Source organism: Streptomyces sp. Y7, assembly GCF_043195415.1.
GTDB lineage: Bacteria > Actinomycetota > Actinomycetes > Streptomycetales > Streptomycetaceae > Streptomyces.
Genome location: NZ_JBIDDQ010000002.1, coordinates 626,827 through 646,949 on the forward strand (window position 1 = coordinate 626,827; position 20,123 = coordinate 646,949).

Below are 20,123 nucleotides of genomic sequence, written 5' to 3' on the forward strand. Positions count from 1 at the left end.
CCAAGGGCCGGGAAAGCGGCCGGCGACGCTACGCGCCCGTGGCGTCGCCGGTGCCGCGTCCGTCCCGGCGCGGGGAGGCCGCAGCGTCCAGGGACAGGGCGAGCACGGCACGGTCGTCGTTGTCGGCCTGCGCCGACCAGCGTTCCGCGTCCGTGCGTACGAACGACACGACCGTCTCCGGGTCGGGTGCGCGCTCCCCGGAGAACCGTTCCCCGAGCCGTTCGAACACCGGGTAGAAGACGCCTTCCGCGTCCCGCGCCTCGCTCACCCCGTCCGTGTGCAGGACGAGCACCTCCGACGGTTCGAGCGGATGCACCGTCGTGTCGACCCCGTCCGGTGACATTCCGCCCAGCCCCAGTGGCAGCCCCGGTGCCGTGGGCAGGCGTCGGGCGCCGCGCGGGCCGACCGCCAGGGGCGCGGGGTGGCCGCGGTCGACGATGCGCACCTCGCCGCCCTCCGGCGGGAACTCCAGCACCAGCGCGGTCACGAACAGTTCGGGGTCGCCGTCGTCACCGACCGGGCTGTTGCGGGCGATGCTCAGTTCCAGCCGTGCGGCGAGGGCGCTCAGGCTCTGCCACTCGTGGGCCGATACCCGGAAGCTGCCGAGTACGGCGGCGACGGTCTGCACCGCGCCGAGTCCCTTGCCCCGGACGTCGCCGATGATCGCCCGCACCCCGAACGGCGTCTCGCACACGTCGTACAGATCCCCGCCGACGAGTGTGCCGCCCTCGCCCGCCTCGTAGAACCCGGCGGCACGCACCGGGCCGAGTCTTCGCGGGACCGGACGCAACAGGGTTCGCTGCATGGCCTCGGCGACCGAGTTGGCGCGGATGAGGTGTTGCCGGGTCCGTTCCCGCTGCACGGCGAGCGCGACGCTCGCGACGCCGATGAGGGCGGTGGCGGCGTACAGGGCGACGTGGTGCTGTTCGTCGAAGTGGCCCGGGCGGCGGGCGGCCATCCACATCTGCAGTCCCAGGCACACGACCGCCGACATCGCGGTGCCCAGCGGGCCGCGCGTCGCGGCGGCCAGGGCCGGGACGGCGACGAGCAGGAAGCTCACCGGTTCACGGCCCCTGACGATGAATTCGGCGGCGATGTCGATGAGCACCGCGACCAGCGGCAGCCACCACACCCAGCCGCGCGGGGTGGGGCCGCGTAGTTCGTGGCGGAGGGGCCGGCCGGACACGGGGCGCCCTAGCTTCCGGGCCCGTCGGCGCCGGAACCCGCGGTGCCGGCGGCCGCTGTGCCGCGCCGCGGTCCTCGGATCGCCTCGGGCAGTCCCGCCTCGATGCGGGTGAGCTGGGCGGTGAGGCTGCGCAGCCACATGTCCAGGTCGACCAGCACGGGCAGCGGCGGCCCGGCCGGCCGCGCGGGCGGCGGTGCCGCATCACCCGTCTTCGGCCGTCTGCCGCTGCACAGGTCGGCGAGCCGGTCGGTGGTCCGGGCGAGCGCGCGGGCGCCGGCCCGGGCCCGGTCGCCGGCCTCCGGGGGCAGGGCGGTGGTCGGCAGGTCGAAGCGGGGCAGCCACTGGGCACCGAGCACGACGTGGTGGGCGGTGAGGAGCACGGCGTGCCAGTCGGCGCGTACGTGCGCGTCGCTTCCGGGTTCGCTGCGGAACTGGGCGTAGGCGGACTCGGCCAGGCGCAGCCGGTGCAGCGCGGGGAGCGAGGCCGGTGCCGGGACCGAGCCCGGCGGCACCGCGGCGAGCATGCCGACGGTGCCCTTGATCAGCGGACCGCACTCGTACAGCAGGCCCGCCATGGTTCTGCGCACCTCGGCGCGGGCGCCGGCCGGCCAGGCGAGCATGCCGCACAGCAGCCCGATGGCGCTGCCGGTGACCACGTCCACGATCCGCGCCTCGGCCAGCCGCCAGGAGGCGGGGGCGATCTGGGCGAACGCGGTGGCCACCACCAGCGTGAACAGGCCCTGCGCCCAGGCGATGCCGAGCAGCGGCCCGAGCGCGAAGGCGATCAGCATGGCGGGTGCCAGGATCGCCGCGTACGCCTCGGTGTGCTGGGCCAGGCCGGTGAGCAGGGCGCCCGCGACGACGGCGCCCACGAGGTTGCCGGCGACGGCCTGGCGGATGGCCGTCCATGCCTCCCCCACGGTGGTCCGGCTCAGCGTGAGCACCGCCAGCAGCACCCAGAAGCCGTGTGTCAGATCGAGCGAGCCGGCCACCAGGCGTGCCGCGGCCAACGCCACCGCGATCCGCAGGGCGTTGTGGAACTGCACCGAGCGCAGCGAGATGTTGCCGGTGATCCGGCGCAGCCACAGCTGGGACGCGGCGGCGTGCGTGTACCAGAACAGCTCCGCGGGTTCGATGGGCGCGGTGCGCCGTCCGTCGAGGCCGACCCGCACGGAGATCTCCAGGGCACGCACCGACTCGGCGACCGCCAGCAGCGCCGCCTGTCTGCGCAGCACGTCGGCCGGAGGTACCTCGTCGGCGGGTCCCGCCGCCTGCCGGGCGCGCATCCGCTGGAACTCGTCGATGGCCTCGTCCATCCGCTGCGGTCCCGGAGCGGCCCGGCCCGTGCGCAGTGCGGCGGCGGTGTCGTCGAGGAGGGAGACCACGCGCGGCAGCAGCAGCCGCAGCGCCGTGTCCCTGCCCTCCCGGTCCGCGTCCCCCGCCCCGCTCCGCACGAGGGCGCGCAGCTCGCCCACCTCGGTCAGATGGGCGAGTTGTTCCAGCAGCCGACGGGCTGCGGATCCCGCCTGCGCCAGGCCGCGGGCCGACCGGCCGGGGCCGGCGGGGCGTTGAGCGGGCGCGGTGTGGGACAGCCGCAGTTGCGCCCCGACCTCCCTCAGCTCCCCCGGTGAGAGGTCGTCGTCCCCGGTGATGGTGTCGCGCGCCGTCGCCAGGGCCCGCGCCAGGGCCGCCAGGTACGTCGGCTCCGGTGGGGACGGCAGCACGAGCAGCTCGCACAGCACCAGCGCCACCACGCCGAAGGTGAGCCCGGCCAACCGCAGCCCCAGCGTCCCGGGTTCGTACGGCGGGAAGCACGCCAGGATGTAGAAGAGCTGGAGTCCCGGTGCCGCCCCGGCGGGCCGCGGGCCCGCGATCGCCGCGAAGGCGAGGAGGAACCCCACGACGAGCATGCCGAGCACGGCCGTCCAGGTGTGCACCGCCAGCACGGTCCCGAGGGCCACCAGCCCCAGCCCCACCGGCAGTGCCTTCAGCATCACCTCGGCCCGCTGCCGTCCGGATCCGGGGATCGGGGACAGCAGGCCGAGCGAGATGGGCCCGAAGAGCGCGTACAGGGCGAGCACCGGTTCGTCGAGCCCGTACACGAAGAGGTAGAACCCCAGGGACGCGGCCAGGGTCACCCGCACCGACCGGTGCAGGATCCGGGTCCGTTCCGCGCCGCCCGTCACGGCAGGCGCCCGTCGGCGTCGCCCGCGGTCCGCGCGCCCGCCGAGCGCGGCGACGGCGCCGGGCCTGACGCGCCGGGCGGTGGGAAGTCCCCGTCGCCCGCGGTGCGTACGAGCCGGTGCCGCACCACCAGGACGACCGCCGAGGCCGCCAGAATCACCGCGCCTCCGAAGCGGAGGATCGCGTCGTACGCGGCCTGCGGCGACCGCTCCGGCACCATCGCCGTGATGGCGGACGCGGCAGCCGCCAGGGCGACGCCGCCCAGTGTGACCAGGAACGTCAGCAGCACACCGGAGGCCTCACCGGCCCGCTCGGGCGTCACGACCTGCTGGGTGGCGACGCTCGCGAACGTCCAGCCGAGCCCCAGGCCGAGCCCGCACCAGGCGAACACCGGGACGTACAGCCACCAGGCCGCCACCAGGCTGAGCACGATCATCCCCGTACCGGCGACCGCTCCGGCCAGCGCCATCACCGACACCGGCCGCATCCGCCCCGACAGCCTGCCGCCGAGCGGGCCGCTGAGCGCCACCAGCGCGGCGGGGGCCAGGAACACCGCGCCCGCTTCCAGCGGTGACAGACCGCGCACTTGCTGGAGGTACAGCGTCGACACGAAGACGGTCACCGCGTAGCCCATGTTGGTGACGGTTCCCGTGCCGGTCACCAGGACGTAGGGCGTGTTGCGGAAGAGCCCGAGGTCGATGAGCGGGTGCCGGGCGCGCCGCTCCCGATGGACGAACAGGGCGGCCGCCACGACGAAGAGGGCCAGCAGGGTGAGGGTGCGGGCGTGGTCCCAGCCCCAGGCGCTGCCGCGTTCCACGGCCAGGGTGAGCGCGGCGAGCGCGCACACGACCGTCGCGCAGCCGGTCAGATCGAGCTGGCGCGGTGCCGTCGGATCCCGGGAGTCGGGGACGTACACCTGGGCCACGACCAGCGCCAGCACGCTCAGCGGTGCCAGCAGCCAGAAGATCCAGCGCCAGCCGGGGCCCTCGGTGAAGCCGCCGCCCACGAACGGGCCCAGGGCCGTGCCCACGTTGGCGATGCCGAACACGGCTCCCAGCGCGCGGGCCCGGGTCGTGTCCGGGAAGGCGTTGGTGATCACGGCGACCGACACGGGGAAGACGAAGCCCGCGCCGACGCCCTGCACGATCCGCGCACCGACGAGCGCCCACAGACCGGGCGCCAGCGCGCAGCCGACGGACCCGGCGGCGAACAGAGCCGTCCCGGCGAGCAGGGCGCCCCTGCGTCCGAAGACGTCACCGACCCGGCCGCCGACGATGAAGCAGCAGCCGATGGCGAGCATGTAGGCGGAGAGGGTCCACTGGGCGGCCGAGGCGGTGACCTGGAACTCGCGCGCGATGCCGGGGACGGCCAGGTTCAGCGCGAAGAAGTCGAGCTGGATGCAGAACAGGGCGACCGCCACCGCGATGAAGGCACCCGTGCGCGCGGCCGGCGAAGACTCAGCGCCCATGAGCACGTTCCTCTCGGACCGACACCACCACGGCAGCGAACCACGGCACGACGCGGCCGGCCGGACACGCCCTCCGCCGCCCAATTGTCGGCCGCCCCCGCAACGCCCGCAGCCCGGCACTCCCCCACCCGGCGGTATCCCGCCGGAGCGACCGGGACCAGGGCCGGGGACCGTCCGGGCGGCCGAACCGCAGGTGAGAGCATGTCCGCATGCCCGAAGAACCGCCGGCACCCCGCCGGGCAGCCGCCCCGTCCGCCTCGACCGACTGGCTGCTGGAGCTGTGCGGTGACGGCATCACCGGGTTCACGCCTCCGGCGCTGCCCGACGCGGCCTGGGTCCTCAACGCCATGTACGAGCACGAAGCGGGTCCGGGCACGCTCTCCCACCACGAGTACCGGCAGGCCCGGCAGAGGGAAGGCGGCATCCGGGCGGACACCGGCATCGGCGCACCGGCCATCGCCACGGGAGGCGGCCTGGGTCGCGCCGACCATCCCGGCACCGGCTGGCGGCGCCTGCGCTGGGCCGAGCTCTCCCGGCGCACCGGAGACCCCGTCGTACCCGAAGGGCTGCTGCCGTCGTACCGCTGCTTCCCCTCGGCCAAGAAGGACGACAGCTGGCCCCTGGGCATCGTGCCGCCCACCGAGGGAAGCCTGGACCGACCGACGTGGAACCGGCTGATCGACCTCCTCACCGCGCACAGTCCCGCGGGAGCGGACACCGCCTGCCTGGCCTACTGGACCCCGCTGATGCTGAAAGCCATGGACTTCGACAACCTCCGTGTACGGACGGGCCGTCTCGGCGACGCCCGGAGCCTGTACGACGATCCGGAGACCGTCTTCAGCCCGTCCAACCTCTGGGCACAGGACCGCTCCTGGGTCGTGTGCACCGACTACGACCTGTGGGCCACCAAGGTCGCCGGCCCCCCGGCGCTCGTCGAGGCGCTGCTGTCCGACTCCGAGATCGAGGCCGTACAACTGCCCTGGGCGCCCTGAGCCGGCCCGCACCGTCGTGACGGAGCCGGTACCGGCCTTCGGGCGAATTCCGGGCCGGGTCCGCGATCCGACGGTGGCCGAGTGGTACGGGCATGAGGATGGCCACACCCCCCGATCCGCCCGCCCCGTCTGCCGGCCGCCCCAGCGGCGGGGAGTCGCGCGTGCCGGAGTGGCTGCGGACGTGTGCCGCGTACGCCTGGCGGATCATCGCCGTGGCGATCGTCGTGCGTGCCGTGTTCTCGGTGCTCGGGCAGTTCCACCGGATCGCCGTCGCCGTGTTCCTGGGCCTGGTCCTCACCACCTTGCTGCGGCCCGTGGCCGGCCTGCTCGCGCGCAAGCTGCCGCGTCCGCTGGCCGTCGCGAGCGCGGTCATCGGCGGCATCGTCGTCGTCCTCGGCGGGCTGGCGCTGGTGGGGGAGATCGTGGCGGGTCAGCGCAGAGGGCTCCAGAAGGAGTTCGTGGCGGGAGTCGACCGGATCGAGCGCCAACTGGAGGAGCCTCCCTTCCGTCTCCCGCCGGACACGTTCAACGACCTCCAGTCCAGGATCGGCAAACTCCTCTCCAGCCACCGCTCCACGCTCATCAGTGAGGCGGTGAGCGGCGCGAGCCGGCTGCTCGAAGTACTGACCGTTCTCGCCCTCGCCCTGTTCTGCGCCGTCTTCTTCACCCACTCCGGCGACCGGCAGTGGCAGTGGATCTGCGATCAGCTCCCCACGCGGGCACGGCAGCACCTCATGGTCGCGGGCCGGGCTGCGTGGCGGACCTTCACCGGCTACACGCACGGCATCCTGCTGGTCGCGGCGACCAACGCCTTCCTGGTCTGCATCGCGCTGCTCATCCTCCGCGTCCCCCTGGCCGTTCCACTGGCGCTGCTGGAATTCGCGGCCGCGTTCATCCCGTTGATCGGCTCCCCCATCGCGCTGGCCGTGGCGGCCGTCGTCGCCCTCGCCACGAAGGGTCCGGTGACCGCTCTCATCGTCGTCGCGCTGATCGTGATCATCGGTCAGATCGAGGGCCACCTCCTCCACCCCATCGTCATGAGCTGGGCCGTACGCCTTCATCCGGTCGTCGTGGCGCTCGCCGTCGTCGGCGGAGCGATCGCGGCCGGCTTCATCGGCGCGGTCGTGGCCGTCCCGTTCGTGGCCGTCCTCTGGTCCGTCCACCAGGCACTGCGCGGCCGCGCCGAGGGCAGGTCGGGCAGCGGCACCCGGCCCGCGAAGACCGGTCCGTAGGCGCCCGGCCCTCGTAGGCGTCGGCCTGCAGGCGACGGGCACTTCGACGTCGGCACGTAAGCGTCGGCACGTAAGCGTCGGCACGTAAGCGTCGGCACGTAAGCGTCGGCACGTAAGCGCCCGGCCCGCAGGCGGCCGATCCATGGGCGACGGGCCGGCCCGCAGGCGACCGGCCCGCTGTCGTCAGTCCAGCAGAACTCCCGGATTGAGGATCCCGTGCGGGTCCAGGGCGTTCTTGGTGGCGCGCAGGGCGAGGGCGAAGGGAGCCGGGCGCTGGAGGTCGTAGCCGGGGCGGTGGTCGCGGCCGACGGCGTGGTGGTGGGTGATGGTCGCGCGGTGGCGGTGCAGGACGTCGGTCGCGGCGGCCTTGATGTCGTCCCAGACGGCGACCTCGTCACCGGGCCGGCCGCCGACGGCCACGGTGAAATAGGGGGCGGCCCCGTCGGGGTAGACGTGGGTCAGGCGGCAGTTGATGGTGGCCTCGTGCCCGGTGGCCTTGCGGGCGGCGGCGCCGACCTCGGTGCGGACGGCGTCGATCAGGGCCGGGATCCGGTCCCAGGTGGCGGCCGTCTCGAAGGTCTCGACGACGGCGCCCATACGGGCCAGACCGTCACGCAGGTAGGGCATGCGCAGGAACGCCGAGCGCCACGCGCTCACGGCCTCGTCGGCCGGTATGTCGCGCTCCGCCTTCGGAGCCTCGCCGGTGCCGCCGTGTGCGCGGGCCATGTCCAGGGCGGTGGCGAGGCGGTCGTCGACCGGGGAGGTCGCGGATTCGAAGCCCAGGACCAGGACGGAGGAGCCGTCGTGGGAGGCGCCGGAGAGCAGGGCTTCGCCGGGGTCGAGCAGGCGGCAGTTGGCCGGGGCGAGGTCGGACTGGGCGAGGGCGCGCACGGCGTCCAGGGCACGGTGGAGGTCGGTGAAGGCGACGGACGCGGAGGCCTTGTACCGGGGGCGTTCCTGCAGGCGCATCCACGCCTCGGTGATGACGCCGAGCGTGCCCTCGGATCCCAGGAACAGCCGGTCGGGCGAGGGTCCGGCGCCGGATCCGGGCAGGCGCCAGGACGTGCCGGTTCCGGCGGGCGTGACGACGCGCAGGGACTGCACGAAGTCGTCGATGTGGGTGCGGACGGTGGCGTAGTGGCCGCCGGCCCGGGTGGCGAGCCAGCCGCCGAGGGTGGAGAACTCGAAGCTCTGCGGGAAGTGGCGCAGCGTCAGGCCGTGGGGGCGCAGCTGCCCTTCCAGTACGGGCCCGAGCGCACCGGCCTGGATGAGGGCGGAGCGGCCGACGGTGTCGATCTCCACAACCTGGTCCATCGAGGTCAGGTCCAGTGACAGGACGGCCCGGTGGGCGTCTCCCCGGTACTCCACGCCGCCGACGACCGACGAGCCGCCCCCGAAGGGGACGACGGCCACGGCGTGCTCGCCGGCCCAGTCCAGCAGGTCGGCCACGTCCTGGTCGCCGGTCGGGCGGGCGACGAGGTCGGGGATCCGGCCGGGACGGCCGCGCAGGGCGCGGATGACGTCCCGGTAGGCCTTGCCCATGGCGTGGGAGGCGCGCGCCTCGGGATCGGCGGTGACCAGGTGCGCGAGTGAGGGCGGGGGTGTCACGCCGGGACGGCCGACGGAGAGGTCGGCGACCCGCGGTATCGGCAGCGGGCGGGCGAGGGTTCCCGGCAGCAGGGCGCCCATCTCGACGCACTCGGCGTCGGCCGGGTGGGCGTCCGTGTAGCCCCAGCCCCACCAGGAGCGGGTGCGGGACGTGCCGGGGTCGGTCGCGGTGCCAGACATGAGTGTGCTCCCAGCGGGATCAAGGAATTTACCCAACGGTAAATTACCGTAGGGTAAGATCGAGCCCATGACAACGCACCCCTCCAAGGCCGGCACCAAGGGCGTGCCCAGAGCCGCGCGGGAACGGCAGGTTCTGGCCGCGGCCACCGAGGAGTTCGGCCGCCATGGCTACGAGGCCACGACGGTGGCCGGCATCGCCGCGCGCGTGGGTGTCACCAAGCCGCTGCTGCACCAGTACTTCGGCAGCAAGCAGGACCTCTACCTCGCCTGCCTGGAGCCGGTCGGCGATCTCCTGCTGGAGGCGGTCCGCACCGCGATGGCCGAGCCGGCCGCCGGTGCGCCGCCCACCTCCCTGCGGGTGCTGGACGCCCTGTTCACCGCCCTCGACGGGCAGCGCGAGGCCTGGTTCGTGCTCTACGACGCCACGCTGCCGCCCGACAGTGACGCCGCCCGCCGAGCGGCGCACTACCGCACCGCCATCGACGACCTCGCCGCGAGCGGTACCGCCGACCTCCTGCGAGCGGCCGGAGCAGGCGACCCGCTCGACGCCGACGCCCTCAAGTACGCCTGGCGCGGCCTGTGCACCGCGCTGGTCCGCTGGTGGATCAACCACCCCGACCAGTCGCCCGAGGCCATGACTCGACGCTGCGCACGGCTCTTCGCCGCCGCCCGGTCCTTCGTCCCGGCCGGCGACGACCACGCCTAGCCCGGCCTACGAGGCCGCGTGAGGCGCCGGTTCCAGCATGGTTTCCAGATTCTTCCGGGCGATCCGCTTACGGAACTCCCCCTCGTAGGTGGGGTCACCGGAGTCGCGACGAGTTGACCCGCCACGTGGGTGTGGGGTTCCAGCGAGTAGCCGTGCGGCATCCACCCGGCGCCGCTGGGCACGTCCTGCGGCTCGTCGAGCTCCGGGGAACGTCGGCGGCTTTTCGGCATCGCGCGTCACCTTACCGGTGGTGCGCGAACCGCCGCGGGCCGGACAGTTGCTCGGGCGACGTCGCGGGCCGGACGGTGGCTCGGGCGACGTCGCCGGTCCCCCGCAGGCACGGGCGGGGCCGAGGCCGTGTGTCCGGCCTCGGCCCCGCTCGTCATGACGTCGTCAGCTGCGGGAGGCGAGGTACTCCTCGACGCCGGGTGCGGTGTGCGCCTCCTCCACGTTCACCGCGGCGCCGACCGCCTTCGCGTCCGGCTTGTGCACGTAGGTGGAGGTGCTGGCCGGCTGCCCCTTGTCGGAGAAGTTCTGGGCGGTGCCGAGCCCGACGTCGACGTTGGACTGGGCCCGGTGCGCCTTGACCACGTCCTCGCGGGCGAGACTGCCGCTCTCACATGCCTTCTTCAGGTCGGCGCCCATGAGTTGGGCGGCGTTGTAGCCGGAGAGCACGCCGGAGTCCACGAGGGAGTCCGGGTACTTCTTCTTGTACGAGGCGACCATCTTCTGCACGCCGGGCAGGTCGGAGCTGACGGCCGGGGCCGCGCTGACGACGTTCAGCATCGCGGTGAGGGCGGGCGCGGCCGGTGTCTTCATCAGCTGCGGGGCGTAGCCGGGGGCGCTGCTGACGACGGGCACCTTCAGGCCCCGGGACGCCGCGACGCCGACGAGCGAGGCGGTCTGGGCGGGTCCGGCGCTGATCAGGATCGCCTTGACGCCTTCCTTGCGCAGGGCCGAGACCTGCGCGGACAGGTCGGTGTCGGTGGCCTTGATCTTCTGGCCGACGACCTTCAGACCCGCCTTCTTCGCGGCCCACTGCGATCCCTCCAGCGCGTTCGCGCCGTAGTCGCCCTCGAAGTAGACGTGGCCGATCGTGTCGCCCTTCGCCAGGCCCTTGGTGCGGGTGAGGAAGTCGACGGCGGCGATCATGTCGATGTCGTAGGTGGTGCCCAGGACCTGCACGGACTCCCGGTCGAGCAGGGAGGCGGCCCAGGCCTGCGGGAAGGTGAGCACCTTGTCCCGCTCGATGTCGTCGAGCAGCGCGGCCATCACCGGCGATCCGATGACCTGCGGCAGGGCGACGACGTCCGCGGAGATGTCGGCGTAGGCGGTGACGGCCTTCTGGACGTCGTAGCCGTGGTCCTTCACGACGATCTCCACCTGCCGGTCGCAGATGCCGCCGGCGGCGTTGACCTCGTCGGCCCACATCTGCTGGGCCTGCACGATGCTCTTGCCGAGGGTCGCGTACGGGCCGGTGAGGTCGGTGAGGGCGCCGAGCTTGATGGTCTTGTCGGTCACTCCGGGGCCGGTCCTGACGCCGTCGGCGCCGTCGCCCGCGCTGTCGGAGGAGTTGGCCTTGGAGCTGCATCCGGTGCCGGCGAGCAGGAGGGCGGCGAGGGCCGCGGCCAGGAGCGTCCTGGTGCGCGGTGCGGCGCGGTGCGTGTGGTCGTGCGAGGGCTTCACGGGGTGGGCTCCTTGGCTCGTACGGCTGGCGCGGGTGGTTGGGAGGGGGAGGTGGCGTTCGGGGGTGGTGGTGCGGTCCGGGGGCGGCGCAGTCGGGCGCGCAGACGCCGGACCAGGCCGTGCAGGCCGTCGGGGGCGAAGAGGAGGATCAGGACGATCGACGCGCCGTAGAGGTAGCGGGCCGCCTCGGTGGGACCGACCGTGCCGTCGGTGGTGCCCGGGGCCGCCACCAGCGGGAGTTGGTCGGCGTACCGGGTCATCAGCAGGGGCAGTGCCGTGACGAACACGGCGCCGACGGTGGCTCCGGCCACCGATCCGAGTCCGCCGATGACGATCATGGCGAGGTAGTCGACGGACAGGACGAGGCCGAAGTAGTCGGGGACCACGCGTCGGAAGGAGAGGGCGAGCAGGACGCCTGCCAGGCCCGCGTACATCGACGAGACGACGAACGCCGCCGAGCGGTAGCGGGCGACGTCGACGCCCATCACCGCGGCCGCGGTCTCGCTGTCGCGCAGCGCCACCAGGGCACGTCCGGGACGGCCTCGCAGGAGCCCCCTGGCGGTGAACCAGGTGACCGCGAACAGTGCGAGTCCCAGGTACCACAGCCGTTCCTCGGCGCCGAACGGCACTCCCAGCAGGGTCAGTTCGGAGTCGGCGGAGAAGGAGAAGCCGCCCACCTCCAGCGGCGGCACCGAGCGGCCGTTGAATCCACCGGTGACGGAGTCCGCGGTGAGCAGGACGTGGTGCCCGAGGAAGACCAGGGCGAGGGTGGCGACACCGAGGTAGATACCGCGTACTCGGCCGGCGACGGGGCTGAACAGCCCGCCTGCGGCCCCGGTCAGCAGCACCGCGAGTACCGCGGCGACGGAGGTCGGCAGCCCGGGGCCGGGCTCACCGGCCAGCCATACGTAGCCGTAGGCGCCGACGGCCAGGAAGAAGGCGTGGCCGAGGGAGAGTTGGCCGGCGGTGCCGGACAGCAGGCCCAGGCCCACCGCGCCGACGGCCGCCGCCATCGAGAACAGTCCGATGCGCAGCCAGAATGCGTCGAGGTAGAAGGGCAGCGCGCACAGGACGGCGACGGCGGCCAAGGTCCACCCCAGCCGGATCGCCCGGGCGCGGGAGAGTCGCTCAGACACGGACCGCCGCCTTTCCGCCGAACAGCCCGGTGGGCCGCACCAGCAGCACCAGCACCATCACCGCGTAGGGCGCGACGTCGCCGAACCCCTCGCCCAGGACGTGCAGATCGGACTGGTAGCCCGCGACGAGCGCCTCGGTCAGACCGATCAGCAGGCTGCCCGCGAGCGCGCCCGGTGGTGAGGCCATCCCGCCGAGGATCGCCGCAGGGAACGCCTTCAGGGCGATCTGCCCCGTCGTACGTTCCAGGCCCGGCGCGGGGAACGCGGCGAGGAACACCGCCGCCAGGGCCGCCAGCGCTCCGGCCAGGCACCAGGCGAGGGTGCGCACCCGCACCAGCCGCACACCCATCAGGGCGGCCGCTTCCACGTCCTCGGCCGAGGCGCGCAGGGACAGACCCCAGTTCGTGTACCGGAACAGGGCGAAGACACCGGCGATGACGACCGTGGACACCACGATCGCCGCGATCCGGCTGTCGGCGACGGTCACCGGGCCCAGCCCGCTGACCGCGTCGCCCCAGGGGTCGCCGAGCGAGAGCAGGTCACCGCCGATGCGCCGCGAGAGGTCGGTGAGGATCACGATGTCGACGCCGATGGTGACGATGGTCTGCACATGGGCGGCGTGCGGGTCCGCTCCCCCGCCGGCCTGGAGCAGGAAGCGGTCCATGGCGCCGGCCACGGCCGCGGTGACCAGGACGGACACGGCGAGCGCTCCGGCGAAGCCGAGGTCGTCGTGGAGTACGGCGGTGAGGTAGCCGCCGAGCAGGAGCAGCGAGCCGTGCGCGAAGTTCATGACGCCGGACGCCTTGAAGATGATGACGAAGCCGAGGGCGACGAGCGCGTAGACCGCGCCGAGGGCGAGCCCGTTGAAGACGTTGTCCAGGAAGGTGGTCATGCCGCGTCCTCCTCGTCGGCCCCGGTGCCCAGGTAGGCGCGCAGCACTTCGGGGTCACGGCGGACCTCGTCCGGGGTGCCGTGGGCGATGGCGCGGCCGAAGTCGAGGACGGTGACCTCGTCGGCGAGCCGCATCACGATGCCCATGTCGTGCTCCACCAGCACGACGGACAGGCCGAGTTCGGCGCGTACGGCGTGCACGACCTCGACCGTGCGGGCGCGTTCGGCCGCGTTCATCCCCGCGACAGGTTCGTCCAGCAGCAGGACGCGGGGTTCCAGGCACAGGGCGCGGGCGAGTTCGACGCGCTTGCGGTCGCCGTAGGACAGCAGGGCGACGGGGCTGTCGAAGTGCGGGGCGAGTCCGGTGAGTTCGGCGATCTCGCGGGCGCGGGCGAGATGCTCGCGCTGCTCGCGCCGGGCGTGCGGCAGGCGCAGGGCGCTGGCGGCGAAACCGGCCCGGGACAGGGCGTGCCGGCCGAGCATCAGGTTGTCGGCGACCGTGCCCTGGGTGGTGACGATGTTCTGGAAGGTGCGGGCGACGCCGAGTGCGGCGATGCGGTGCGGGGCGAGCCGGGTCAGTTCGGCGTCCCCGAGCCGTACGGCACCCGCGGCCGGGCGGCACAGCCCCGACAGCACGTTGAAGCAGGTGGACTTGCCCGCTCCGTTGGGTCCGATGAGCGCGTGGACGGTGCCCGGGACGACGGTGAAGGAGACGGCGTCCAGGGCCGTGAGCCCGGCGAACCGGACGGTCACGTCCGTCACGGTGAGTTCGGGCGGTGCGGTGGTGCTGACGGTCACGCGGCTCCCTGCCCCTCGGTGGTTTCGGCGGCCTCGGTGGCCTCGCCGGTTTCTGTGGCCTCGGTCGTCTCGCCCAGGTACAGCCGCCGTACGGCGTCGGTACGGGCGAGTTCGTCGGCCGGTCCGGAGAGCCGGACCTCGCCGACCTCCAGGACGTGGGCGGTGTCGGCCAGCGACAGCGCCATGCCCGCGTTCTGCTCGACCAGCAGCACGGCCGTGCCCTGGGTGTTGATCTCGCGGATGACCTCGGCGATCCGGTACACCATCTGCGGGGCGAGACCCAGGGACGGCTCGTCGAGCAGCAGCAGGCGCGGGGCCGCCATCAGGGCGCGGCCGATGGCGAGCATCTGCTGCTCGCCGCCGGAGAGCAGCCCGGCGGCCTGCCCGGTGCGTTCGGCCAGGCGCGGGAAGAGCGCGAAGACGCGGTCCCGGGCCTCGGCGACCTGGGCCAGGCGGCGCCTGCCGAGGCCGAGGCCGCCGGTGCGGAGGTTCTCGTCGACGGTGAGTCCGGCGAAGACCCGGCGCCCCTCGGGGACCTGCACGACTCCGGCACGTACGGCGGCGACCGGGTCGCGTCCGTCGAGTTCTGTGGCGCCGTAGTGGATACCGCCGGCCGTGATCGCGCCACGGTGCAGGCGCAGGGTGCCCGACACCGCCCGCAACAGGGTCGTCTTGCCGGCACCGTTGGGGCCGAGCAGGGCGACGACCGCGCCGTGCGGGACGGTCAGGGACACGGAACGAAGGGCGGACAGGGCGCGGCCGTAGGTCACGTCGAGGCCCTCGACGTACAGGGCGGCCTCTTCGTCCGGTGGTGCTTCGGGCATCACGGCTCCTCGGGTCCGTGCCGTCGGGCACGGGGCTTCGGGGGAAGGGCAGCCCACGACAGCACGGGCGCGGGCGGGCGGTACAGGTGTTCGGGCGAGGACGCTGCGTGGTCCCAATGCGGGTGGGGTGGGGTTGTGCGGGTGCCCAGGGGTGGTGCGGGGAGGTGTGGCCGGGGGCGGGAGGGCGCGACGATGCCGTCGAGGGGATCGGGCGCGGATCCGGTTCAACCCCGCGGTCGCCCGGGGTCGTCGGCCGTGTCCGTGGCCCCGGCGTCGGCGGGTGCTCGGGCGCCGGGTCAGGACCGTGCGGAGGCCCCGGGCGTCCGGCCGTGTGCCGTCGTCAGCCGCGCAGCAGCCGGCGTGCCGTCAGGGCGAGGCTGATCTGCACGACGTCCAGCGGGCGGGCCAGGGAGCGGCCGGTGAGCTGCTCGCAGCGGCGGAGCCGGTTGAGGACGGTGTTGCGGTGGCAGTAGAGCCGCTCGCCGGCGCGCTGGGCGGAGCCGTCGCAGGCGAACCAGGCGGCAAGGGTGTCCAGCAGCACGTCCCGGTCGGCCGGTTCGAGCCGCAGCAGGGGGCCGAGCACCTGCTCGGTGAGGGTCGCGCCGAGCTCCGGACAGGAGATCACGAGGGCTTCGGGCAGGTGCTCCGTGAGCCGGACGGTGCCGCCCTCGGGCGCGCAGATGCTCAGGGCGAGGTCGGCCAGGCGCCGGGCGTCGCCGACGGCGGCCAGTCCCGCCACGGCGTTGCCGACGCCGATCCGCCCCTCGGACGCGCTGTCGGCCGGGAGGCCCAGCGCCTCCACGGGGTCCTGGTCGCCCTCCCCGTCGCCCTCGTCGCCGACCCGGACGATGCCGTAGTCCACATCCACTCCCGAGTGCCAGTAGACGCTCGTGCCCGGTGGTACGGGGGCGGGGCGCAGGCCCGCGGGGCCCTGCGGGCGTGCGCCGGCGACCGCGACGACGACGTATCTCCCGTGTTCCGGCAGGCGCAGTCCCTCGGCGGTCTCGGGCAGGTCGGCGATCCGGCTCGTGCCGTCGAGGAGGGCGGCGGCGAGCAGCCGTACCCGGTTCTCGCGCCGCCAGGCCAGCTGGCGTTCGGCCTGCCGGTAGGCGTCGGCGACGAGGCTGCAGTGCTCGTCGACGAAGTTCCACACGTCGGTGGCGACGTGCACGAGAAGGCGGATGTCCTCGGGCGCCGAGCGGGAGGTCTCCTCCACCAGCCGCTGCCAGACGAGGGATCCGCCCAGCCGGAAGGCGTGCAGCAGGGCGTCCAGCGGCAGCCCCTGTTCGGCCCGGGTGACGCCGATGTGCCAGGTGCAGCGGTGGGCGGCCTCGCGGGTGCCGCGCGGGTCCAGCAGCGAGGTGACGCTGTGCCGCAGGGAGCGGTGCACCTCCTCCCAGGTGGCGGCGTGATCGTTCTCCAGCGCGGTCCGGTACGCCGGTTCCTGCTCGCGCAGGACCGCCACGAGCCGGTCGGTCAGTTCCGGGAGGTCGTCGATCAGGACGCGGGCCGCCCGGTGCAGGACGCGCAGCGCGTCGGCGTCGATCAGCGACCGGATGCGGCGGGTCCGCGGCCGCGGAACGGGCGTGGGCCCGGTGCGGTTCGTCGCGCGTGTGCGTACGGCAGGATGCATCGCGGTCCTCCCCCAACCTCGGCTTCCCGGCAGCGCTCCGACGGCGCCGGGCCGGCGGCTCTGCGACGTCCGACGAGGCACGCCGCCGGTGCGGCAGCGGCCACCCGGCTCGTCGTCCTGCCCCGAAGGATGGCATACCGTCCGGTCGGTCCCTAGGGGTGTGCAGCGGCATTCTTGGGCGCGGAGCACGGGGATTGTTCAGCCGGCCTCGGAGATACAGGGGTTGGGGGCCCGTGTCGCGGCTCCGTTCGATGCCGTGAAGCGGGGCGGTTCGGTGCGCCGGTGGGGGGCGGCCGGGGTGCACTGCGATGCACGCGGCCCGCCGCCCGCCGCTGGCCGCTGGCCGCTGGCCGGTCCGCCGCCCGCCGCCCGCCGCAGGCCGCAGGCCGCAGGGCCGCAGGGCCGCAGGGCCGCAGGGCCGCAGGGCCGCAGGGCCGCAGGAGAGCGTCCCCCTCCGCCGTGTCCGCAGGGCTCTCGGCGGCGCCCGGCGACCGGGCCGCGGCTCAGCGGTCCTCCTGGTCGACCATGCGGGCCAGTTCGACGCGGGAGCGTACGCCGAGGGCGGCGAAGACGTTGCGCAGGTGGTAGTCGACCGTACGGGTGCTGACGGCCAGGCGTTGGGCGATCTCGCGGTTGGTGGCGCCCTCGGCGACGTGCCGTGCGATGCGCAGTTGCTGGGGCGTGAGCAGGGGGGAGAGCCCGCCGGCCGCCTCCCTTCCCGACGCCGCTCCGTTGGCCCGCAGTTCGCCGCGTGTCTGCTCGGCCCAGGCGCCGGCGCCGCAGCGTTCGAAGCCGACGAGTGCGGCACCGAGCCGGGGCCGCGCCTCACGCAGGCGGCGCCGGCGGCGCAGCCACCTGCCGTACAGGAGCTCCGTGCGGGCGCGTTCGAAGTCGCCGCCGACTTCGTCGTGCAGGGCGAGCGCCCGCAGGTAGAGGTCGTCGGCGCTGTCCTCGGGGGCGAGCAGGGCGCGGCAGCGGGCGAGTTGGGCGGGTGCGTGCGGGTCGGCGCCGAAGGCCGCCCACAGGGCGAGGTCGGCGACGACCGTCCGCGCGTCCTCCGGGCGCCCGGCCAGCACCGCGGCCTCGACGAAGCAGGGCACGGCCAGCATCCAGACGGCGAAGTGGCCGCGTCTGGGGCCGGGTCCCACGAGCGGGCCGAGCCGGTCGGCGGCCTCAAGGGGTCGCCCGCGCGCGAGGTCCGCCCGGGCGGTCGCCCACTCGGCCAGGGTCGCGGCCTGCGCGAGTCCGTGGCGGCGGGCGACGGTCAGGGCGGTGCCGGCGTGTCGCTCGACCGCGCCGGTGTCACCCTCGATGGAGGCCGCCAGGGCGAGCATCGCGTGGTGACTCGCCGCCGTGTTGCGGTGCCCGGCCGCCGTCGCGGCCCGGACGCCCTCCTCGGCATGAGCGCGCGCCTGCGCATGACGGCCGGCGCGCAGTTCCCCGTAGGCCAGGTACTCCAGGGCCCGGGCCTCGAAGGCCGCGTTGTCCACGGTGCGGGCGGACGCGAGGGCGCGGGCCCCGGCGGCGCGGGCCTCGCGGACGTCCCCGAGCAGCAGGGCCGCCGCTGCCGCGCGCAGCAGACGCTCCGGCCGGTGATCGGTGCGGGCACGATCGAGCACGCGCCGCAGCGGGCCGACGGCGAGCTCCGGCCGACGGGCCAGCAGGGCGCGCATGCCGTCGCGGTAGTCACGGACGAACGCGTCACGGGCCCACTCCGGGCCCGACGGCCCGTCCCGGTCGGGGGGAACGACCGCGTGGTCCGCGATGTCGCCCCGTGCGGCTCCCCGGGCACCGGCCCCGTCGCGGCCGTCGGAATCTGCGGTTTCGCCGGTGCCCGGTCCGCCGAACCGTCCGGCACGCGCCCCGCCGTCCACGCCGTCGAGCGTGCTCAGACAAGCCGCGACGTCCCCCGCCGCCCAGGCGGCGTCAGCCGCGCCGAGGTGGGCGGCCTCGGCCAGCTCCGGCGCGTCGGCCGCCAGGAGCGAGGCGGCCAGCAGCAGGGACTCCCGGGCGTCACCCACCGGCCCGTCGGACAACTGCCGTCCACCGCGCGCGAGTTCGATGTGGCCACGGTCGGCAGCGGCCGATGCGGCCCTGTCCCGTCCGGTGCGGCTCCGTAAGCGGGGAGCCGTCCGCACAGTGCTCCGGTCTCCGGTCATTCCCGGGACGCTACTTGCGCGTAACGAGGACCGGAAGGCTCACGTCCGCGCGCCCCGACCGCCCGATCGCCGCTGCCACCTGCGTGTTGACCGTGCACGGTCGCGGGGCGCCTTGTGCCGCTGCCCAGCCGCCGCCGGTCCCGACCGTGCCCCGGCACAACGGCAGGGCGCCGGCGGCGGACGTGTCGCGTACGTCCGCCGCCGGGAGGCACAGGGCCGTCAGGAGGTGTGCGGGCAGTTGCCCCGGTACTCCTCGATGGTCAGGCTCGGGCGGGGCAGCGGGCACAGGAACTGCTCGTAGCGGGTGTCGTTGTCGATGAAGCGCTTGAGCCAGGAAATGCTGTACTTGGCGATCGTCGTGTTCGACGAGTTCGGCGTGAAGTGGGTCGCCGAGTTCAGCTCCAGGTAGCCCCGGTCCAGCGAGGAGGACAGGCTGGAGTAGAAGGGTTCGGCGTGCGAGGCGACCGGGGCGATGGTGTCGCCGTCGGCACCGAAGATGAGGGTCGGCGTGGTGACCTCGGGCCAGGTCTTGTCGAGGTTCCACGGGGTCAGCGGGATCGCCGCCTGGAGGGCGGGACGCGACTTGGCGGCTTCCAGGCTGCCGCCGCCGCCCATCGAGTGGCCCATGACGCCGAGGCGGGTCGCGTCGACGCGGGTGCGGACCGAGCTGCGTTCGGTGAGGTGGTCCAGGGCGGCCAGCAGCTGACGGCCGCGGGAGTCGGGCTGGTCCAGCGTGGTGAGCGTGTCGATGGTGAACACGACGAAGCCCTGCGAGGCCAGACGCGGCCCCAGCCAGGCGATCGACGACTCGTAGGCCGTGTAGCCGGGCGAGATGGCCACGGCACCGAAGGTGCCGTCGCTGGTGGACGTCGGGTAGTAGATGGTGCCGCCGCCGAATCCGCTGACGGACAGCGAGGAGACGGAGGTCTGCGACACGGCGTACGGGCCGCGCGCCGCCTCGATGCTGGAGGTGGTGGGGGCCGGGCCGCGCTCGTAGGGGTTGTCCGCCGCGTGGGCCCCCGGGCCGGCCACGGTTCCCAGGCCGACGACCGCGGCGAGCGCCGCGGCGGCGCCGGCCAGTCTCCCGGTCCGGCGCCGGGATGAGCCGGAGGCGTGCGTACGTGAGCTGGTGCGGGTGTGGAACTGCACGACGAGTCGTCCTCTCTGTCGTGGCGGGCGGCCCTTCGCAATGGTCACGCGGGACGTGACGCACAGGGCATGCGTGGGCACGGAGCCTCGGTCGCGTGCCCTCGATCGGCCGCCGCCGTGGGGCTGGCCGTGCCACTGTCGGGGGCGGGCCCGCCCGCGCGGACCGGCAATGTCACCGGTCTTGCCGGCCGCCCTCCGCCCCGGCCCCCAGGCCCCCTGCCCCGTGCCGGCTCCGGGACCCTCGGCTTCGTTCCCTCTGCGTTCGCGCGGCATGGCCGTACGCTGATCAAG

Annotated in this window: 15 protein-coding genes; 3 read left to right on the top strand and 12 right to left on the bottom strand. The window is 74.1% G+C overall.

What is annotated here, in order from left to right:
- Positions 1–28: 28 nt before the first annotated feature.
- Genes ACGFW6_RS08635 through ACGFW6_RS08645 form a run of 3 tightly spaced genes read right to left on the bottom strand, consistent with a single transcriptional unit; the run spans position 29 to position 4,838 of the window.
- Positions 29–1,186: a PP2C family protein-serine/threonine phosphatase gene (locus ACGFW6_RS08635; protein WP_393506086.1), complete on the bottom strand. Its 1,158-nt coding sequence runs from the start codon at positions 1,184–1,186 to the stop codon at positions 29–31.
- A gap of 8 nt (positions 1,187–1,194) precedes the next feature.
- Positions 1,195–3,372, bottom strand: coding sequence for an FUSC family protein (locus tag ACGFW6_RS08640; protein WP_393506088.1), 2,178 nt, complete (start codon positions 3,370–3,372; stop codon positions 1,195–1,197).
- Positions 3,369–4,838 (bottom strand): MFS transporter, encoded by a 1,470-nt coding sequence (locus ACGFW6_RS08645; protein ID WP_393506090.1) that lies wholly within the window; start codon positions 4,836–4,838, stop codon positions 3,369–3,371. The genes ACGFW6_RS08640 and ACGFW6_RS08645 overlap by 4 nt, the downstream gene beginning before the upstream one ends.
- Positions 4,839–5,047: 209 nt before the next feature.
- On the opposite strand from ACGFW6_RS08645, the gene ACGFW6_RS08650 reads away from it, so the two are divergent.
- Together ACGFW6_RS08650 and ACGFW6_RS08655 are read left to right on the top strand one after the other, a co-directional pair.
- The gene (locus ACGFW6_RS08650) at positions 5,048–5,830 is read left to right on the top strand and encodes a hypothetical protein (RefSeq protein WP_393506092.1); all 783 of its coding nucleotides are present in this window, start codon (positions 5,048–5,050) and stop codon (positions 5,828–5,830) included.
- A gap of 98 nt (positions 5,831–5,928) precedes the next feature.
- Positions 5,929–7,062: an AI-2E family transporter gene (locus ACGFW6_RS08655; protein ID WP_393506094.1), complete on the top strand. Its 1,134-nt coding sequence runs from the start codon at positions 5,929–5,931 to the stop codon at positions 7,060–7,062.
- 183 nt (positions 7,063–7,245) lie between these two features.
- Here ACGFW6_RS08655 and ACGFW6_RS08660 read toward each other — a convergent pair whose 3' ends face one another.
- Positions 7,246–8,850 carry an FAD-binding oxidoreductase gene (locus tag ACGFW6_RS08660; RefSeq protein WP_393506095.1) on the bottom strand — a complete coding sequence of 535 codons (1,605 nt, stop codon included), beginning with the start codon at positions 8,848–8,850 and terminating at the stop codon, positions 7,246–7,248.
- A 67-nt stretch (positions 8,851–8,917) separates the two neighbouring features.
- Between ACGFW6_RS08660 and ACGFW6_RS08665 the strand changes: the two genes are divergently transcribed.
- Entirely contained in the window at positions 8,918–9,556 is a 639-nt protein-coding gene (locus ACGFW6_RS08665; RefSeq protein WP_393506097.1) for a TetR/AcrR family transcriptional regulator, read from the top strand.
- A 393-nt stretch (positions 9,557–9,949) separates the two neighbouring features.
- On the opposite strand, the gene ACGFW6_RS08670 is transcribed toward ACGFW6_RS08665, so the two are convergent.
- The 8 genes from ACGFW6_RS08670 to ACGFW6_RS08705 all read right to left on the bottom strand — a co-directional run bounded on the left by ACGFW6_RS08670 (position 9,950) and on the right by ACGFW6_RS08705 (position 19,832).
- Positions 9,950–11,242, bottom strand: coding sequence for an ABC transporter substrate-binding protein (locus ACGFW6_RS08670; RefSeq protein WP_393506099.1), 1,293 nt, complete (start codon positions 11,240–11,242; stop codon positions 9,950–9,952).
- Positions 11,239–12,378 (bottom strand): branched-chain amino acid ABC transporter permease, encoded by a 1,140-nt coding sequence (locus ACGFW6_RS08675; RefSeq protein WP_393506101.1) that lies wholly within the window; start codon positions 12,376–12,378, stop codon positions 11,239–11,241. Before ACGFW6_RS08675 ends, ACGFW6_RS08670 begins: the two co-directional genes overlap by 4 nt.
- A complete protein-coding gene (locus tag ACGFW6_RS08680) occupies positions 12,371–13,270 on the bottom strand; it encodes a branched-chain amino acid ABC transporter permease (protein WP_393506103.1) in 900 nt (299 codons plus the stop codon). Before ACGFW6_RS08680 ends, ACGFW6_RS08675 begins: the two co-directional genes overlap by 8 nt.
- Entirely contained in the window at positions 13,267–14,067 is an 801-nt protein-coding gene (locus ACGFW6_RS08685) for an ABC transporter ATP-binding protein (RefSeq protein WP_393506105.1), read from the bottom strand. Before ACGFW6_RS08685 ends, ACGFW6_RS08680 begins: the two co-directional genes overlap by 4 nt.
- The gene (locus tag ACGFW6_RS08690) at positions 14,064–14,891 is read right to left on the bottom strand and encodes an ABC transporter ATP-binding protein (protein ID WP_393506107.1); all 828 of its coding nucleotides are present in this window, start codon (positions 14,889–14,891) and stop codon (positions 14,064–14,066) included. The genes ACGFW6_RS08685 and ACGFW6_RS08690 overlap by 4 nt, the downstream gene beginning before the upstream one ends.
- Before the next feature lie 340 nt (positions 14,892–15,231).
- Positions 15,232–16,524 carry a helix-turn-helix domain-containing protein gene (locus ACGFW6_RS08695; protein ID WP_393506109.1) on the bottom strand — a complete coding sequence of 431 codons (1,293 nt, stop codon included), beginning with the start codon at positions 16,522–16,524 and terminating at the stop codon, positions 15,232–15,234.
- A gap of 503 nt (positions 16,525–17,027) precedes the next feature.
- The gene (locus tag ACGFW6_RS08700; RefSeq protein WP_393506111.1) at positions 17,028–18,560 is read right to left on the bottom strand and encodes a LuxR C-terminal-related transcriptional regulator; all 1,533 of its coding nucleotides are present in this window, start codon (positions 18,558–18,560) and stop codon (positions 17,028–17,030) included.
- A gap of 342 nt (positions 18,561–18,902) precedes the next feature.
- Positions 18,903–19,832, bottom strand: coding sequence for an alpha/beta hydrolase (locus tag ACGFW6_RS08705; RefSeq protein ID WP_393506113.1), 930 nt, complete (start codon positions 19,830–19,832; stop codon positions 18,903–18,905).
- Positions 19,833–20,123: the final 291 nt, after the last annotated feature.

What these genes read in the sequence shown, in the direction of transcription:
- ACGFW6_RS08645 (WP_393506090.1), bottom strand. Translation starts at nt 4,838, where the DNA reads ATGGGCGCTGAGTCTTCGCCGGCCGCGCGCACGGGTGCCTTCATCGCG.
- ACGFW6_RS08650 (WP_393506092.1), top strand. Translation starts at nt 5,048, where the DNA reads ATGCCCGAAGAACCGCCGGCACCCCGCCGGGCAGCCGCCCCGTCCGCC.
- ACGFW6_RS08655 (WP_393506094.1), top strand. Translation starts at nt 5,929, where the DNA reads ATGGCCACACCCCCCGATCCGCCCGCCCCGTCTGCCGGCCGCCCCAGC.
- ACGFW6_RS08660 (WP_393506095.1), bottom strand. Translation starts at nt 8,850, where the DNA reads ATGTCTGGCACCGCGACCGACCCCGGCACGTCCCGCACCCGCTCCTGG.
- ACGFW6_RS08665 (WP_393506097.1), top strand. Translation starts at nt 8,918, where the DNA reads ATGACAACGCACCCCTCCAAGGCCGGCACCAAGGGCGTGCCCAGAGCC.
- ACGFW6_RS08680 (WP_393506103.1), bottom strand. Translation starts at nt 13,270, where the DNA reads ATGACCACCTTCCTGGACAACGTCTTCAACGGGCTCGCCCTCGGCGCG.
- ACGFW6_RS08690 (WP_393506107.1), bottom strand. Translation starts at nt 14,891, where the DNA reads ATGCCCGAAGCACCACCGGACGAAGAGGCCGCCCTGTACGTCGAGGGC.
- ACGFW6_RS08695 (WP_393506109.1), bottom strand. Translation starts at nt 16,524, where the DNA reads ATGCATCCTGCCGTACGCACACGCGCGACGAACCGCACCGGGCCCACG.